Origin of the sequence: Mucilaginibacter celer, from assembly GCF_003576455.2 — a bacterium.
In the GTDB taxonomy this organism is placed as follows: Bacteria; Bacteroidota; Bacteroidia; order Sphingobacteriales; family Sphingobacteriaceae; genus Mucilaginibacter; species Mucilaginibacter celer.
Genome location: NZ_CP032869.1, coordinates 343,274 through 359,160 on the forward strand (window position 1 = coordinate 343,274; position 15,887 = coordinate 359,160).

Consider the following 15,887-nt stretch of genomic DNA (forward strand, 5'->3'; position numbering starts at 1 on the left):
GTGTTTAAGGTTTAGTTCCTAACGCCTAATAGTGCCGATTTATGATGTGCCCAGGCAATATAAAGGTCGGCATCGGGTGTTTCGTGTATGTTATAATATAGTTCGGTGCCATCGGTAAGCCCGGGCAGCTGGTTAAGTTCGGCCACATCAATAAACTGCCATTTTACGGTTTGCTTTTCGATGTTTTTAAAGCTATCCTGGTTGGCATGGCCAATGCGGGTTGCTTTTTCATAGGCTACCAATTCGTTATCCGCACTAATCAAACGTAATTGTTCATCAAACTGCGCCTGATGGTCGCCATCGCCGCTTATCACCCTGAAAACTAATTTTGCTACGTACCAGTTCATGTTGTTTATCATTATTGTTAATAGCCCTGATCGGTTTAATTAATAACTGCGGATATCAACGCCCGCAAATATGGATACCCCTTTAAGCACCAGTACCTTTTCGCTGCCCACGCTGGCGGTGCTGCGGATGCGTTTATCATCAACACTGGCAAAAACTGCTGCCAGATCTGATACTACCTGCCAGTTGGATGGTACGATGATTTTGGTACCGCCAAAAATCTGGGTGATATCAATAATCACGCGTCCGTTAATATCGGCCTGGGTAAAATCAAGCTCGGCACCGCCAAATATGTTTACAATATCGCCGCCGCGGAAATTTTTTGAGAGGATGGTTTTGTTAACCCCGCCAAATATGGATACGGTATCGATATAATCATCGCCCGAATATTTGGAGTTGTATTGCTGTTGTTTCTGTGCATAAGGGTCATCAGCCGGAGGTACATCGCCTTCATCTTTTACGGTATAATCAACATTGCCGGTTTCGTCAAATCTGTAGGCTTCTTTTTTGCCCCATTTGTCCCAGTCGTTGGTTTTAAACTCGTTTTTCCATGCCTGCGGATCAAAGTGTTTGTTACGCCTTAATATCAGCCACATGCCAAAGCCTATTACCGCTAAAGGCCCAACTATGCGGCCCGAATGCGGAATGTTTTCGGTTATCAGGAATATGGTGCCCAGGCCCACCAGTAAAATCCACGATGCTTTTTTGTAGTTGTGTTTCGAACCTATGTATACCCCCCAGAAAATTAACCAAACGGGCCATAAACTGATATGATCGGGTATGAAGAATATGCGGAATTGCTGCAACAGCAAGATGCCGCCTACAGCAAGTAAAATGATCCCGGCAACAGCCTTGCCTTTGTTAGGATCTTTATGTTCTATATCGTTGTTCATTGTATTATCTGCAAATTGAAATCATATCCAAAACTAAGGTAACATTATAGTTGGGGCAAACAAAAACTGGCGGCATATTTCAAGTTCTCGGTGAAAGGGGATATTTTAACGGTGAAAAAGTTTGTGTTTGATAAATTAACATGCGGCAAAAATAAAAATTTGTAAGTTGCAACGGTTTTTATCACAAAATAACCACATACTAAACTTTATCATAAAAAATGAACCAGGAATTTGGCCCTGTACGGGGCATGGCGTTTGAAAAGGAATACACCTTACATATCGGGTGGAAAATATTTTTGTACATCTTTATTACGGCTTTGTTATTTGCCGGTGCTTACTCAATTTATACGGCAACTGCCGATAAAAACTGGTGGCTTTTGGTAATCGGGTTAGTTTTGATTGCAATAAGCGGATATTTTTATTTCGAAATAAAGGCATCTAAAATTATACTCAATAATGGAGGCGTAAAAAGGGTGGGGTACTTTAGCAGCAGAGAATTACTGTTACCCAATATTGAAGGGTATACTGTTGTGCAGGGTAAAAGGCTAACCATTAAACCCGTCAACAAATCCGATAAAAAAATAAGCCTGGCCGATTATACCTATTTTGCAGACGCCGGTGAAATATGGAGATGGGTAACCATGAACTGCCGCGACCTGGATGCCGAGCTACAGCAGGCCGAACTAAACGAGATCCAAAACGATAACAGCTTCGGCTTTACAGGCGAAGAAAGGCTGGCCGAGCTGAAGCGGTTAAAGCAATTCTGCTCATATTTTAATTATGCCGCTACTGCAATATGTATCTGGATGTTCGCTTATCCTAAACCTTATGATTATGCTATTTTAACAGGTTTAATATGGCCTTTGGCGGTGATGTTTGTGTTTTTCTTAAAAAGAGACGTAGTTACGCTTTACAATGGCGATAATAAAAAAGAGGCTGTATACCCTTCGTTAGGTACAGCCCTGGTATTGCCGGTGGTGGGATTGTTCATAAGGACGTTACTTGATTTTAAACCGGCACGTTTTGCAGATGTGCTTTTGCCTGCCGGTACGGTGGCAGTTATTTTGGCAGCTTTGTTTGTGGTGATATTGATTGGCGCAAAAGAAAAAGCCCGTTCAAACAAAACCACCTGGCTTACTGCCGTAGTATTTGTTTTGTTGTATGGTTTCACGGCGCCTGTTATTGTTAATTGCAATTTTGATTACGCAGCCCCCAAAGTTTATGCAGCACAGGTAATGAGCCAACGGATCTCGACAGGTAAACACACTTCGTACAATTTAACGCTAAGTAAATGGGGCCCAAAAGAAAGCGAGGAAGTTGAGGTTAGCAAATCGCTTTACAATGAAGTTAAGGTTGGCGATATGGTTGAGGTAAACTTGAAGCCCGGGCTTTTAAAAATACAGTGGTTTTATATTAGCCGGTAAACAATTAACAACTTATCTGCATATCAACAAAAAAACCGGGGCTTTTTAAAAATGCCCCGGTTTTTCAATATATATATGATGGGTTGATTGCTTTTAAGCCTCGGTTTTAGGCTCTTCGAAATTGAATTGTTGTTTGGCTTTTTCGTTGTTTTCCCAAAAATCACGGTCGGCTTGTTTGGCAGGGCGCAAGGCAATCCAGGCGCCTAATACAATCAGCCCTACCGGCCAGGTAATGTTATCGGCATTGTGTACATTTTCGTTTATTAAAAAGATGATACCTATAAGGATCATAAAAATCCATGATGGTTTCTGAAAATTGTGCTTAGCGCCCATAATGGCACCCCATGCTATAAACCACATTGGCCAGCTGAACAACCAATCGGGAATAATAAAAGCGTTAAACTGATCAACCAGTAATAAAGCGCCTGCTGCTAATAAAATTACCCCTAACATGACCTTGCCATTTTTGTTATTTGCTTGAGGGGTTGCTATATCGTTGTTCATTGTTTTAAGTTTTAATGTTACCCAAAACTACAGCAACAGGGCAGGGCGGTCAACCAATAGTTGGCGATGTTGGGGGAGATGTCGGTAAAGTGGTGGATAAAGGCGGTGAAAAAGGAACGGGATTGAGTGGCAGCGGTAAGTGGCAGGAGATTATAAGCAGGAAGCAGGAAAGCGAGATTCAGGAAGCAGGAAAGCGAAGATGGGGAAAACCACCGGTGATACTTTGCACCGGTGGTTTTCTTGTATTTGTTTAAGCTAAGCTTATTGCTGCGTTTTACACCAGGCCACTATCATGGGGTAAAGCTCAACGGTTTTTAGGTTTTTATTTTCGCGATGGAGGTGTAATAACTCCTGGTCAAATTCTTTAAAGCGGACAAAATTGCGGCGGTCAACCATTAATGATTCGCGTTTGGCTATCACAAAATCGGCTACCGGTTTATCATAGCTATCGGCAATGTACAGGCAAAAGGCGGCATGCGTCATATACTCATTAAACACACTGATCGGGCTGCCGTAAAAATCGCTGCTGTTGCCTGCTTTTGCCCAGATCTGCCGTTTTGAAAATATGCTGTCAATTTGTTTGGCATATTGTGATGTTGCCGGGTTTACATAGTTATGATCAATTTCGGTAAATACAATACCCGTCATCAGGCCTTCGCGTTGTTTTTCGGTGAGGGTTTTATCGTTGTCGTACCTGTCGGTTCCGCAAATAAACATTACACTTTCGCCAAAAGGTTTTTTCTTATCATAGTCGAAAGTCGAATAGCGCTGCGTACTGTGCGAACCGCCGATAAGAGGCGACGAAACTACACGGTACGACTGATATTTACGCTTCGGGAATTCATTTTCCATCCAGGCCCACATCTGTTTTACCGGTAGCAGTTCCTTTTGCCGGGCAAGCTGCTGCCTGTAGTACGGCAGGTTTTGCTTGTAAAACTTCCGGAAGTTTGATTTTACGGCAAAATCCTCAATCAGTGGTTTTAACTTTCCAAATAAACTACTGTCGGCCAGTTCATCTCCGAAAACATAATAGTAAGGACCATTAAATAACAGCTTTGCATTTGATGAACCTGAGGTAGTATCCTGAAAGTTAAAGGCAAAACTATTCTCCCTGAATTCATAGTATTTGTTTGAATACAGGCTATCCGGAAAGGCAAGCGCTTTAAATATGGGGTGATTCATATAGGGTTTAAACCAATCCACCACTCGGTTGTAATAATCGCCGGTTTTGTTTAAATCGGTAGCCTTTTGCCCCGCAGGCGATAGTGTCCAGATGATATTGGCCAGTTCATAAGGTTCGGGGATATCAAACTGCACATTGTTAAGGTTTTTAGTCCTGTAAGCCTTGGGGAAGTAACTGAACAAATCATTAAAATGAAGCCTTAAAGTGCTTTTGCCCTTTGGCGATTGCAGGTTAACGAAAATGATTTGAGCATAAGGCAGTTTATTATGATAATAAAACCTAACAGAATCTTTACCATAATATAAGGTAAAATAGGAGCCGGGTGCGGCATCATTACCCGGACTGGTTTTGTTGGTGCTAACGCAATAAGGATCGCTGCCCGGAAAGCCCGATATGGCGAACCTCACGGTATCATCGGGGCAAAATAATGTTTTAGGATAGGTTTCGGTAAGCGTTTGACCAAATACGGTGGTAAAAAGAAATAGAAAAAGAGATGTGAATAAAAGGCGCATAGGTTATTTTGTATTAGATTCCCAATGTACAAATACCGGTGCAATAATTTATATTGTTGTGTAAGGAAATGTTGCTTGGGTTAAAAATGTTACAAAGGCTTATTAACTGTCTATATATTACCCTCTAATAACTTGTGATATTTGTATTTCAATCTGTGCCAAAATTCCTTTAAGCGATGATCGATGGGGGCGAGTGGCCAGTTAATGTTGAATTTTTGTTCTTTTCCTAATACTATAGCATCGGCGTAATTTGGGATGGCTACTTGGCAATGTAGCATTGAGGGTACATCCTTTAACTCTTCAAAATTCAGGGGATGCAAAAGTGATTTGGGATAGTAACTAATTTCTATTACAGTTTTATTCGGCTCAGCCCGGTAGATATAGAGTGTAATGTTGTGCAGATTGGGGAAAAGTTCATTTAGCTTCGGCATTAAAGCCGATAACTGTTCCGGCTTTTTTTTGTCGTTTAACGATTTTCTGATTTTACGGCTCTCCTTAGCATTTAAATTGTTTTCTTCCTCTTCCGAAATTATATACAAGCAATTGTCTGAAATTTTGTTCCAGGTCAGTTCACGTGCCATAGCAAGCAGGCTTACAGTTGCATCAGTCAACTGTTGTTGCATAGCTTCTTTAACAATATATCCAATCATTAAGTTCGTTAGTTAATCATCCGTACCGCTGGCCTTGATATAAACAGTGCGCTCTACAATAGAGTGTATTACTCCATCCAGCTCTTGAGATGTGGTATCGAGGTGGGTCATGATCTCTTTATTCAATGGATTTTGCAGATCCTCATCATCAAATAAATTAACCAGGCCCATAATGGTTGCAACCGGGCGGCGCAACTCGTGCGAACTGATATTGGCAATGGTTTGCAGCCTGTGGTTTTGCTCCATAATGCTTTCTTCGGTTCGTTTACTTTCAATCAGCACCCGCAAAATATTAACGGTACGGGCAATTATACTTAATTCAAGTTCTGTAGGTTCGCGCGAAACATGATAGTAAATAGCGAAAGTTGCCAGCACTTTTGCCCCCTTCGAACTGATAACCGGGGTAGACCAGCAGGCTTTTAAACCGTAGGGTTGGGCCAGGTGTTTGTAGTTTGCCCAAAGGGGATCGTTTTCGATATCGCTTACTATAATTTGTTTACGATGAAATGCCGCTGTACCGCACGAGCCAATGTTTGGCCCTATGGGCATGTCTTCTATCAAATCGCAATAAGCTTTTGGTAACCTTGGAGCGGCAAGGGAAACCAGCTTATCATGATCATCAATTTCCAAAACCGAACAAAGCATTTCCGGAAAAATGTTTTCTATGCCTTTAAGCAGTTCGGCAGTATTTTGGGCAAGGCTGTTTTGGGTTGAGGCGTTTAATTCCAGTACATCTTTTTCAAGCTTTAATACCCATTCCTGCATTTTTATTTCGGTAATATCACGCACAAAAACCGCCAGTTGCCGGTTATATGGATAGATATTGATACGAAGCCAGCTGTTTGAATGTGCGTTTAAATACTGTACCTGTACTGATTTATTTTCGGCCAACGCCTGCGAAAATGCTTCCGCTACCCGGTCAATTAATCCGAGGCTTTCAATTTGCATAAAATTGACTTTTTGCAATGCGGCATGTTCAAGGTTGGCCATGGCCTGGAAAGCCGGATTATAACCGGCTATATTCCAACCGGCATCAAGCACTACAAAACCTTCGTTAAGGCTTTGAATGGTATGTTGTACAATATCGTGGCCGGGCTCGCAGGGAGCGGCGGCAAGTACATTGCCGGTTGCGTAAATCAGGTTCTCATCCTCGCCTAATATTAACGACCAGATCATACTAAAATAACAACCGTCTTTTGCTTTTATGCGGCTTTGGTAGCCCACCAGCTTTTTATCGCGCATTAAACTGCCCAGGTTTTCTTCCTTGCGCTCTTTATCGGCGGGGTGGCAGATTGCTTCGAAATTTAAATCGGCAAGGTCATGTTCGGTATAATTAAAAGTGTTGCGGAAAGCCTGGTTGGTATGGAGAATGATACCATCCATATCCATCACAAAAAAAACATCTTTTGAGTGCGTAAACAGTGATATGATTTTGGCATTCATACGCTAAACTCTTAACATAGTTATAATAACTAAGTTATAAAAATGTTTATGATATTACATAATATTTTATGGGGTAGTTGCAGCCACAGGTATTATCTTTCCGTTAAAAAATTTGCTGCCTGTTAAGGCAAAATCGGCAATGTATTTTCCCATTTCAAAAGCCATAACCGGCGACTCATAACCCGGAAAAGCCTGCTCCAGCATTTCGGTTTGGGCCGAGCCTAAGGCAAGGCAATTTACTTTGATATTTTGCTCAGCAAGTTCCTGCGCCAAACACTCGGTTAACGTATGCAAGGCCGATTTACTGGCCGAATAAGCCGCTAAGCCCGGAAATTTGGCACTCCCCTGGAAGCCGCCCATACTACCGATATTTACAATATGGCCGCCCGAGGGGATTAAAGGCAACAGGGATTGAATAGCCCTTACATGGCCGATGAAATTACTTTGCAGCATCTCCACAAAATCCGACTCGGAAAGCTGGGTGAAAGGTTTGTTGATGAGTACACCTGCATTGTTGACCAGGATATCAACACGATTATCGAAATGCGATGCTATAAACTGCAGCAGGCCTTCATAATCATCGTGCACAATATCAAATTTTAAGGCAAACAACTGGCAATCCGGGTTAAGGCCATGGGCTATTTCCAATAAGCGCTCCAGCTTATCCTGCGAACGCGCCAGGGCAATCACTTTATTACTGCCCGATAGGATCAGTTCAATTACAGCTTCAAAACCTACGCCGCTGCTTGCGCCTGTTATTATGATGTTCATATGCCCCCTAACCCCCTAAAGGGGGAATGATTGTGTTAAACGGATTTTATTACCACACGTCATTGCGAGGAACGAAGCAATCGCGAACTTTACAGGGGACTTTTATAGTCACTCTACTAATCGGGGATTGCTTCGTTCCTCGCAATGACGCGGTGTTTGAATTGCTAAACTACCAATTTTTGCTCAACCGGATGCCTGATCAAATAAAAACCATCATTTATCAGTTTTTTATATTCAGGCTCGCCGGTAGCCTTTTGCTCCAGGAAACTTCTGATCTCCGCACAGATTACCGGCTCGATATCTTCATGGTCCAGTATTTCCAGAATTTCTAACGCGCAAAGCCAATCGTCATGATGATCTTTTTGTAGTTGTTGCCATACGTTGCCAAGATAGCCGTAGTCGGCATGCTTAGTTCGGCAATCGCGTACCTGCTGGTAAAGCTTATGCAGTTCTTTAGTTTTTTGATCGTAAGCAGGGTGGTGGGTTTCTGTTTTTGATTTGTAGGCGATATCTTCATAAGCCTCTTTATCGGCAGCGCCGCAAAATACCGAGGTGATCTCGCTTCCAACAGCCATGTCATAAACACCCCAGGCAGGATCAAACAATACCGAGCCATCTTTATCAGTAACAGTCACATCAACAAAAGTTATCAGGATGGTCTTATCACCTTCAATAAGGATGTTTTTTATTTTGCCGGTTAGGCTGATTCCGCTTTCAAACTGAAGATTGGCGGAGTTGCCTTTTTCAATCCCCGCTACTTTCAGCTCTTCTGCCGAGAAATCTTCAAGGTCTTTATCATATCCTTTCAATTTCCCAACCGGCGAGCTAAAACCATCCTTGTGGTAGCCTTTATCATGGCCTTTCAGTTGTTTATTAGCAAACGCCAAAGCCGTTGCTCCGGTTGTTTTAATAAAATAAGGTTTGCCATCGGCGCCTGTTTTAAAATCGGTAAACGTACCTGATACCTGCAAGCCGGAAGTATAGACCGCCGTACAGGTGTTTTTACTGTCGATGGCTTTCTGCAGTCCGAAAACGCCGCCCCTGCGGAAAGCCATGGTATAGGCAAATTCTTCCAATACGTTGATGAGGTTTTGAAAATCGGGCGTTACAAAAAGGTGCGGCTGGGGCTTGGTAATATCGTAGGAGTATTTCACCGCATCGATTGTGTACCGAAGTTTTTCAATATCTTTTTGCATACAGGTTGAACTTTCGCCGATGGAGGAAAGCAGGCCTGCGCCATAAATTTTAGGTTGTTCTAATGTACCGATCAAACCATACTCCACGGTCCACCAGTGCAGGCGGCTTAGCAGCGCCATTTCTGATGGTTCGCCCATGTTTTCCTGGCAGTAGGCCACATAGGCTTCGGCTTTTATAATCTCCTGCTCATCAGCATCCGGCATTTCTTTCAATATAGATAGCGCGCGGATAGCTTCATACAGTTCAAAATCCTCTGCCGAAAACATGGCCTTGGCACCAATCGAACCAAAATAGCTTAAATATTCGTGGTAATCCTTATCAGCAATAATTGGCGCATGGCCTGCCGATTCATGAATAATGTCGGGCGCAGGCGTATATTCAATATGCTTTAACTGGCGGATATCGGCAGCAATAACCAATACCCGGTAGGCCTGGTATTCCATAAAAGCAGCCGGAGGGATAAAACCATCTACTGTAACGGCTCCCCAGCCAATTTTACCCAGGGCATCGTTCATCTCCTGTAAATTAGGGATCTGCTCGATGGTTAAGCCGGCCTTTTGCAGCCCGGGAATGTACGGGTAGTAGGCTACATCTTTAAGGTAGCTATAATTCTGGCGCATTACGTAGCGCCACACTGCATGATCTATAGGGGTGTAGTGCTCGTAATGCTGATCAACTATAAATTGTTTTAAATGACCGGGCAATGCCGCAACCTGCGGGTTATTAAAATCATTAAAATGGCTCATGGATAAACGGCGGTTTATGATATAATAACGCCAAGTTTAGCAGATGGTTGCCATGAAAACAAGTTTCAGGTTATTATTTTAAAATGGGCAATAAAACAGAATATTATTCTTCTATCGGGTGATTTTCGTCTTTTGGTTCTTCACTTTTCTTAATTCCGGCATCCAAACGCTTAGGGGCGAGTACATAGTACACACCAAACAAAGCCACCATAATTGATATAAGATAGAAACCAAAACTCAGGTAAACCGCCATGTCTTCGGCAAGGTTAAACTGGCGGGCCAATGTGAGGAACAATGCATCACGGATACCACCGCCGCCCAAACTAAACGGAATAATTGCCGCTAAGGATGAGAAAAGGAATGATAGCAGGTATGGCGCAAATTTGCCGTTAAAATCCTGCGCAAGCAGTAAGCAAACAATACAAAGTAATTGCATGCTCTGTACACCAATGGCTTTTAAATGTGCCTGGACAAAGTTGTGGGTGTATTCTTTAAAAAACTTACGGGCTACAAAATAATAAATCACACTACCAACCGATACTATGCTAAGTGGCCAGGCCAGGTGATAAGGGAAACTTGGTATTAAAATAATGAGGCCTACTACAATGGCACCTATCGCCCAAAAACCGCTCAGCCTGTCGAACAGGATAGCCCAGAAAACTTTTTTGGTTGGCAAACCGTAACGTTTGTGCAGCAGGTAAATTTTGTAACCATCGCCGCCGATACCGCCCGGTAACAGTACGTTATAACACAAACCAAGGAAATACAGACGGAGGTTAAAACGCCAGTCGAGCCGTAAGCCGATAGATTTAAAGTAGCTTAGCAAGCGCCATGATGAAAACAGCATCGAGCCAACATAACAGGCTATCGCAGCAGCCAGCCACGCACGATCGGCATGGGCCAGGCGGTATTTAATTTTAGCAAACGGAACTTTGCTGAAAACATAGTAAAGCAGGCCGCCGGTTACTACAATGATCAGGATTACTTTTACAACGCCCCAAAGTTTACCTTTCCAGGTTTTATGTTCGGCACCTTCGTCAATGATGTCTTCTGTTTGTGTCATTCGGCTGCAAAGCTATGTTATTTTTTTATTTCGATGTATCGGATAGTCAATTAACAAAAAAACTTCATTTTGTTTTCACAAACATTAAAACCAGTAAATGAGGTAATTATTGCGGCATGGTGCCTGAGGAGGATTTTGGTGCTGCTAACCGGAGAATATTTGCAGCCCATGTTTTAAATTATTACAGCAAAAGGCTTAAATAGTTGTAAAATAAATAGTTAAAACAGGTTATGTAATCGTAAGGTAATCTGTGAAATCATAATATAAAACCGGTGTAATCCTAACAAACAAAGTGTTATTTTTGCGCAAATTTTCAAGAGATGAGTAAAGTAAAAGTTGGTATAGTGCAAATGAGCTGTACTGCTGATAAACAGCAGAACCTGCAAAAGGCAATTGTTAAGGTAAGGGAAGCCGCCCAAAAAGGCGCGCAAATAGTTTGTTTACAGGAACTTTTTACCTCCCTTTATTTTTGCGATGAAGAAAACTACGACAATTTTAAGCTGGCTGAAGCCATTCCCGGCCCATCAACCGACGAGCTATCGAAGGTTGCTGCCGAACTTAACGTAGTGATCATTGCATCATTATTTGAAAAACGTGCACAGGGCGTTTACCATAACACCACAGCGGTACTTGATGCCGACGGTGCTTACTTAGGCAAATACCGCAAAATGCATATCCCCGATGATCCGGGTTTTTACGAAAAATTTTACTTCACCCCCGGCGATCTGGGCTACAAGGTATTCAATACCAAATTTGCCCGCGTCGGCGTATTGATCTGCTGGGATCAATGGTATCCTGAAGCAGCCCGCATTACTGCGCTGATGGGTGCTGATGTTTTATTTTACCCAACTGCCATTGGCTGGGCTACTACGCAGGACGAAGCTACCAACGTTGAGCAGTACAACGCATGGCAAACCATCCAGCGTTCGCACGCGGTAGCTAATGGTGTACATGTGGTAAGCGTTAACCGTGTAGGTGAAGAAGCCGGCGTTAAATTTTGGGGAGGTTCATTCTTTGCTAATCCGTTTGGTGCTATTATCCACCAAACCACTCACGATCAGGAAGAGGTTATTGTACGGGAATTGGATTTAGATAAATCGGATTATTATAGGAGCCACTGGCCGTTTTTACGTGATAGGAGGATTGACAGCTATCAGCCAATCACTAAACGTTTATTGGACGAGGATTAATTTTTTTAGTTTACGGTTATAATATACCCGTCATTGCGAGGAACGAAGCAATCCCAAACTATACAGAGTCGCTCTGCTAATTGGGGATTGCTTCGTTCTTACCCAAGACAAGTTTAAACTGGGTGTCATGCTGAACCCGTCGAAGCATGGTGGGCAGGGCCTCTGCGCGCGACCCTTCGACAAGCTCAGGGTGACAGGCCCGCCCGCTTAACGTTATATACCCTTCACAGGCGTAGCTTACTGCAATGACGGGTTTTATAGTTTAATACACTTACATTTGCATTAACCAATTATGAGTCAACAAATTTCAACCATACTAACGCCTGCCTCACAAGGTTTTTCCTTCCCTGCCGAGTGGGCGAAGCATACCGCTACCTGGCTAAGCTGGCCACATAAAGAAGCTTCCTGGCCGGGCAAAATAGATACCATCTACGCGCCTTATATCGAATTTATAAAGGTTGTTACCGACGGTGAGTTGGTGCGCATCAACGTAGCCGATGCCGACATGAAAGCATCTGTAATTTTTCAATTGCAGAACGCCGGTGTGGATTTGAACAAGATCGAGATCTTTGAATTTCCAACCAACGATGCCTGGTGTCGCGATCATGGTCCGGCGTTTTTGATTAACCCGGCTACCAAACAAAAGGCTATTGTTGATTGGGGCTATAATGCCTGGGGAGGTAAATATCCTCCGTTCGATCTGGATGATGTGATCCCTACCAAAATTGGTAATCATTTCGGTTTGCCGGTATTTAATCCGGGCATTGTAATGGAAGGCGGCTCGGTTGATTTTAATGGGAAAGGCACTATTTTAACTACCACTGCCTGCCTGCTCAATAAAAACCGTAACCCGCACCTAAACCAGGCGCAGATAGAAAGCTACCTGCAAAACTATTATGGAGCCGAGCAGATCCTTTGGCTGGGCGACGGTATTGTTGGCGATGATACTGATGGTCATATTGATGATATCACCCGTTTTGTAAACGAGGATACCGTAGTTACCGTTGTTGAGGAAGATAAGAATGATGATAACTACCACCTGTTGCAGGAAAACCTCGAAGCGCTGAAAACTATGCGCCTGCTTAATGGTAAACAATTAAACGTAGTTGAACTGCCGATGCCGGATGCGGTTATTTACGACGATACCCGTTTGCCGGCATCATATGCTAACTTTTATATTGCTAATTCGGCGGTGATTGTACCTACCTATCGTTCAAAAAATGATGATAAGGCGCTTGATATATTAACGCAATGCTTTCCTGATAGGAAAGTGATTGGGATTGATAGTACGGATATTATCTGGGGGCTGGGCAGTTTCCACTGCCTGAGTCAGCAGGAACCGGAATAAGATTTTAAAAGCCCTACCCTAAAAAGGAGGGCTTTTTTATAACAACAACACCGGCAACAGCTTTGTGATAAGCTAAGGTTTAGGTTTAAAGCCGCGTGTGTATACGCCATTGTCAATGTTGCTGTTAATTTTTTGCCCCCTGAAATATCAGTCGACAGGGTTACCTGGTTATTCTTTCGGAGGTACCATCCCGATATCATTTACCGGCTTTGCGCCCCATCGCCCAACAGGTTTTTGTTTCAAATCACCTGCTCTTCAGTTACGGCCAACTTTCAAAAATTCATTAACCACTACTTCAGATATGTAGCGCTTAATGCCTTCTTTATCGGTATAGCTGCGATTGGTTAGTTTCCCTTCAATGGCTACTTCATCGCCCTTTTTTAACAGGTCCTCCGCAATTTTAGCCTGCATCCCCCAAAAAACAAGGTTGTGCCATTGGGTATCTGTTACTTTTTCGCCCTTGTCGTTTTTATAGGTTTCGTTGGTGGCTATAGATAGCCGTACCATCTTTTTATCAGTATCGTAAACTTTTACTTCGGGATCCATGCCTAAATTGCCTACCAGGCGTACACTGTTTCTTAATGAGTTCATCGTTTTATTATTTAAATGTTTTTTGATTCGTTTGAGTTAACGATACAAAGGTGGGGAGGGGAAGAAAAATTACCCGGTTATTAACCGTTTATAGTCGATAGTATCCGTTTGTAAGCGTTTGCAAACGGATAATTAAATGCCTACCTTTATAGTATGAACCAGGAAAGAGTTTGCTTAGATTGCGGTACGCCCCTGCAAGGTCGTGCCGATAAAAAGTTTTGTAACGATCTGTGCCGCAATAATTATAATAACCAGCTTAACAGCAACAGCTATAACCTGGTGCGTAATATCAACAACACCTTAAAGCGCAACCGGCGGATACTGGAAGAACTGAATCCAACCGGAAAAACCAAAACTACCCGAAAAAAACTTACGGCCAAAGGTTTTGATTTTGATTATATCACCAGTATTTATCAAACAAAAAACGGCTCAACCTATTATTTTAATTATGAGTACGGGTATTTGTTGTTGGATAACGATGAGGTTTTGTTGGTGAAAAGAGGAGGGGAGTAGTTTTCAGTTGGCAGTTTACTATAAGTAGTCAATAATTTGTCTGAACTCGAATTAAGCGAATTTGGTGAATTATTAGAATGTTAGGCAAATTCGAAAAATTCAAATAATTCCCCCAAATTCGAGTTCAGACATTCTACCAATCAAGGTTTTTTGAAATAAATTTCTGCAACTGATTGGTTGCGTTTATATTTGCAATCAAATGGTTGCAAATATGTAATCGTTTATGCCAGTTTAGATAACTCAATCAAACCTAAAATAAAACAGTAATGACAAACGAAGCCGTATTCACCAAAGATCTGCAAAACAAAAAACTAAACGTAGTAAGAGCCTTTGATGCCCCGCTTGACCTTGTTTGGCGCGCCTGGACGGAAAGCGAAATGCTCGACCAGTGGTGGGCTCCAGAGCCATACAGGGCCGAAACCAAGGAAATGGATTTCAGGGAAGGTGGCCGTTGGCTCTACCAGATGGTTGGCCCGGAGCATACCGAGCATTCCTCGTGGTGTAAGGAAGAGTTTAAAACTATTGTAATCCCGCAAAGAATAACCAATGAGGTTTCCTTTTGTGATGAAGAAGGGCTAACCGATACCGATTTCCCTGTTATGAACTGGGAAAAGAATTTTACAGGAGAACGTGAACGTACTACTGTTAATATCGATATCTACTTTAATCAGCTAACCGATCTGGAAAAGATAGTGGGCATGGGCTTCCAGGAAGGATTTACGGCAGGCTTAAGCAATCTGGATGATTACCTGGCCGCGGGTTTCAAACTCCGCAAGCAAATGAAAACCAGTAATGCACCAAGGGTTACCACTTATCTTAACTTTCCCGGCAATACTGAAGAAGCTTTTCTTTTTTATAAAGATGTTTTCAGGGGCGAGTTTACCGGTAAAAAACTAACCCGATTCAGTGATATCGAACTACCTGCCGAGGTACAGATGAAAGAAGAAGATAAAAAACTTATCATCCACGCCGAACTTACGATTATGGGCGGCCATGTGCTAATGGCTACAGATGCGCCCGAAAGCATGGGCTTTAAGCTTAACACAGGCAACAATATGCACATCAACGTAGAGCCTGAAAGCCGGGAAGAAACCGAGCGTTTGTTTAACGAGCTATCGGCAGGAGGCAAGGTGAGCATGCCATTGAGCGATATGTTTTTCGGGGCGTATTTTGCAGAGTTGACAGATAAGTTTGGGATCAATTGGATGTTGACGTATCAGTCCTGAACCGTTGATTATTTTGATTACGTTGATTTCGCTGATTTTGTCTGAACCGGGATTTGGGGGGATTTGTAGGATGAATAGGATTTTTTTCTTGCGCTCGTTTAAAAACGAGTGCTTAACATGGGTTCGCGATTGCATCGCGTGACACGCATCACAGATGCGAACCCACATTAAGCACTCATCACAGATGAGCGCAAGAGATCAATATAACTTGCCACCATTCTGCTAATTCTTAAATTCTGTAAATTCTGATTCAGACAAAATCCCTTAAACCAAAAAATCTCCCCAAAT

16 protein-coding genes are annotated in these 15,887 nt (G+C 42.7%); 6 read left to right on the forward strand and 10 right to left on the reverse strand.

The genetic code is table 11. The annotated features are described in order from the left end of the window. Nucleotides 1-11: 11 nt before the first annotated feature. Together HYN43_RS01365 and HYN43_RS01370 are read right to left on the reverse strand one after the other, a co-directional pair. The gene (locus HYN43_RS01365; protein ID WP_119409211.1) at nt 12-347 is read right to left on the reverse strand and encodes a DUF4288 domain-containing protein; all 336 of its coding nucleotides are present in this window, start codon (nt 345-347) and stop codon (nt 12-14) included. 39 nt (nt 348-386) lie between these two features. After that, nucleotides 387-1,238 (reverse strand): LiaF transmembrane domain-containing protein, encoded by an 852-nt coding sequence (locus tag HYN43_RS01370; RefSeq protein WP_119407742.1) that lies wholly within the window; start codon nt 1,236-1,238, stop codon nt 387-389. A gap of 218 nt (nt 1,239-1,456) precedes the next feature. On the opposite strand from HYN43_RS01370, the gene HYN43_RS01375 reads away from it, so the two are divergent. Then, entirely contained in the window at nt 1,457-2,662 is a 1,206-nt protein-coding gene (locus tag HYN43_RS01375) for a hypothetical protein (protein WP_119407743.1), read from the forward strand. Between the two features lie 93 nt (nt 2,663-2,755). Here HYN43_RS01375 and HYN43_RS01380 read toward each other — a convergent pair whose 3' ends face one another. Next, nucleotides 2,756-3,166 carry a LiaF transmembrane domain-containing protein gene (locus tag HYN43_RS01380; RefSeq protein WP_119407744.1) on the reverse strand — a complete coding sequence of 137 codons (411 nt, stop codon included), beginning with the start codon at nt 3,164-3,166 and terminating at the stop codon, nt 2,756-2,758. Nucleotides 3,167-3,180: 14 nt separating this feature from the next. On the opposite strand from HYN43_RS01380, the gene HYN43_RS01385 reads away from it, so the two are divergent. Continuing rightward, entirely contained in the window at nt 3,181-3,420 is a 240-nt protein-coding gene (locus HYN43_RS01385) for a hypothetical protein (RefSeq protein ID WP_119407745.1), read from the forward strand. Nucleotides 3,421-3,427: 7 nt separating this feature from the next. On the opposite strand, the gene HYN43_RS01390 is transcribed toward HYN43_RS01385, so the two are convergent. The 6 genes from HYN43_RS01390 to HYN43_RS01415 all read right to left on the reverse strand — a co-directional run bounded on the left by HYN43_RS01390 (nt 3,428) and on the right by HYN43_RS01415 (nt 10,731). Then, nucleotides 3,428-4,861 carry a DUF4932 domain-containing protein gene (locus HYN43_RS01390; protein ID WP_119407746.1) on the reverse strand — a complete coding sequence of 478 codons (1,434 nt, stop codon included), beginning with the start codon at nt 4,859-4,861 and terminating at the stop codon, nt 3,428-3,430. Between the two features lie 110 nt (nt 4,862-4,971). After that, nucleotides 4,972-5,511 carry a hypothetical protein gene (locus HYN43_RS01395; protein WP_119407747.1) on the reverse strand — a complete coding sequence of 180 codons (540 nt, stop codon included), beginning with the start codon at nt 5,509-5,511 and terminating at the stop codon, nt 4,972-4,974. Nucleotides 5,512-5,523: 12 nt separating this feature from the next. Continuing rightward, nucleotides 5,524-6,954 (reverse strand): PAS domain S-box protein, encoded by a 1,431-nt coding sequence (locus HYN43_RS01400; RefSeq protein ID WP_119407748.1) that lies wholly within the window; start codon nt 6,952-6,954, stop codon nt 5,524-5,526. Nucleotides 6,955-7,020: 66 nt separating this feature from the next. After that, complete coding sequence (locus HYN43_RS01405; protein WP_119407749.1) at nt 7,021-7,725, reverse strand: SDR family NAD(P)-dependent oxidoreductase; 705 nt, start codon at nt 7,723-7,725, stop codon at nt 7,021-7,023. A gap of 164 nt (nt 7,726-7,889) precedes the next feature. Then, nucleotides 7,890-9,668: an aromatic amino acid hydroxylase gene (locus tag HYN43_RS01410; protein WP_119407750.1), complete on the reverse strand. Its 1,779-nt coding sequence runs from the start codon at nt 9,666-9,668 to the stop codon at nt 7,890-7,892. 103 nt (nt 9,669-9,771) lie between these two features. After that, a complete protein-coding gene (locus tag HYN43_RS01415; RefSeq protein WP_119407751.1) occupies nt 9,772-10,731 on the reverse strand; it encodes a lysylphosphatidylglycerol synthase transmembrane domain-containing protein in 960 nt (319 codons plus the stop codon). Nucleotides 10,732-11,051: 320 nt separating this feature from the next. Here HYN43_RS01415 and HYN43_RS01420 point away from each other — a divergent pair, with 320 nt between their 5' ends. Beyond that, nucleotides 11,052-11,921, forward strand: a complete 870-nt coding sequence (locus HYN43_RS01420; protein ID WP_119407752.1) for a carbon-nitrogen hydrolase — start codon at nt 11,052-11,054, stop codon at nt 11,919-11,921. A 292-nt stretch (nt 11,922-12,213) separates the two neighbouring features. Then, nucleotides 12,214-13,269, forward strand: a complete 1,056-nt coding sequence (locus tag HYN43_RS01425) for an agmatine deiminase family protein (protein ID WP_119407753.1) — start codon at nt 12,214-12,216, stop codon at nt 13,267-13,269. Nucleotides 13,270-13,524: 255 nt separating this feature from the next. On the opposite strand, the gene HYN43_RS01430 is transcribed toward HYN43_RS01425, so the two are convergent. Further along, nucleotides 13,525-13,860, reverse strand: coding sequence for a single-stranded DNA-binding protein (locus HYN43_RS01430; protein ID WP_119407754.1), 336 nt, complete (start codon nt 13,858-13,860; stop codon nt 13,525-13,527). A 153-nt stretch (nt 13,861-14,013) separates the two neighbouring features. Here HYN43_RS01430 and HYN43_RS01435 point away from each other — a divergent pair, with 153 nt between their 5' ends. Beyond that, nucleotides 14,014-14,373, forward strand: coding sequence for a hypothetical protein (locus HYN43_RS01435; RefSeq protein ID WP_119407755.1), 360 nt, complete (start codon nt 14,014-14,016; stop codon nt 14,371-14,373). 266 nt (nt 14,374-14,639) lie between these two features. Further along, nucleotides 14,640-15,599, forward strand: a complete 960-nt coding sequence (locus HYN43_RS01440) for an SRPBCC domain-containing protein (RefSeq protein ID WP_119407756.1) — start codon at nt 14,640-14,642, stop codon at nt 15,597-15,599. Nucleotides 15,600-15,887 lie beyond the last annotated feature (288 nt).

Bases quoted from the DNA above. Each gene is read 5' to 3' on its own strand.
- HYN43_RS01430 (WP_119407754.1), bottom strand. From the start codon at position 13,860: ATGAACTCATTAAGAAACAGTGTACGCCTGGTAGGCAATTTAGGCATG.
- HYN43_RS01370 (WP_119407742.1), bottom strand. From the start codon at position 1,238: ATGAACAACGATATAGAACATAAAGATCCTAACAAAGGCAAGGCTGTT.
- HYN43_RS01410 (WP_119407750.1), bottom strand. From the start codon at position 9,668: ATGAGCCATTTTAATGATTTTAATAACCCGCAGGTTGCGGCATTGCCC.
- HYN43_RS01380 (WP_119407744.1), bottom strand. From the start codon at position 3,166: ATGAACAACGATATAGCAACCCCTCAAGCAAATAACAAAAATGGCAAG.
- HYN43_RS01425 (WP_119407753.1), top strand. From the start codon at position 12,214: ATGAGTCAACAAATTTCAACCATACTAACGCCTGCCTCACAAGGTTTT.
- HYN43_RS01420 (WP_119407752.1), top strand. From the start codon at position 11,052: ATGAGTAAAGTAAAAGTTGGTATAGTGCAAATGAGCTGTACTGCTGAT.
- HYN43_RS01405 (WP_119407749.1), bottom strand. From the start codon at position 7,725: ATGAACATCATAATAACAGGCGCAAGCAGCGGCGTAGGTTTTGAAGCT.
- HYN43_RS01415 (WP_119407751.1), bottom strand. From the start codon at position 10,731: ATGACACAAACAGAAGACATCATTGACGAAGGTGCCGAACATAAAACC.
- HYN43_RS01365 (WP_119409211.1), bottom strand. From the start codon at position 347: ATGAACTGGTACGTAGCAAAATTAGTTTTCAGGGTGATAAGCGGCGAT.
- HYN43_RS01375 (WP_119407743.1), top strand. From the start codon at position 1,457: ATGAACCAGGAATTTGGCCCTGTACGGGGCATGGCGTTTGAAAAGGAA.
- HYN43_RS01440 (WP_119407756.1), top strand. From the start codon at position 14,640: ATGACAAACGAAGCCGTATTCACCAAAGATCTGCAAAACAAAAAACTA.
- HYN43_RS01435 (WP_119407755.1), top strand. From the start codon at position 14,014: ATGAACCAGGAAAGAGTTTGCTTAGATTGCGGTACGCCCCTGCAAGGT.
- HYN43_RS01395 (WP_119407747.1), bottom strand. From the start codon at position 5,511: ATGATTGGATATATTGTTAAAGAAGCTATGCAACAACAGTTGACTGAT.
- HYN43_RS01400 (WP_119407748.1), bottom strand. From the start codon at position 6,954: ATGAATGCCAAAATCATATCACTGTTTACGCACTCAAAAGATGTTTTT.
- HYN43_RS01390 (WP_119407746.1), bottom strand. From the start codon at position 4,861: ATGCGCCTTTTATTCACATCTCTTTTTCTATTTCTTTTTACCACCGTA.
- HYN43_RS01385 (WP_119407745.1), top strand. From the start codon at position 3,181: ATGTTACCCAAAACTACAGCAACAGGGCAGGGCGGTCAACCAATAGTT.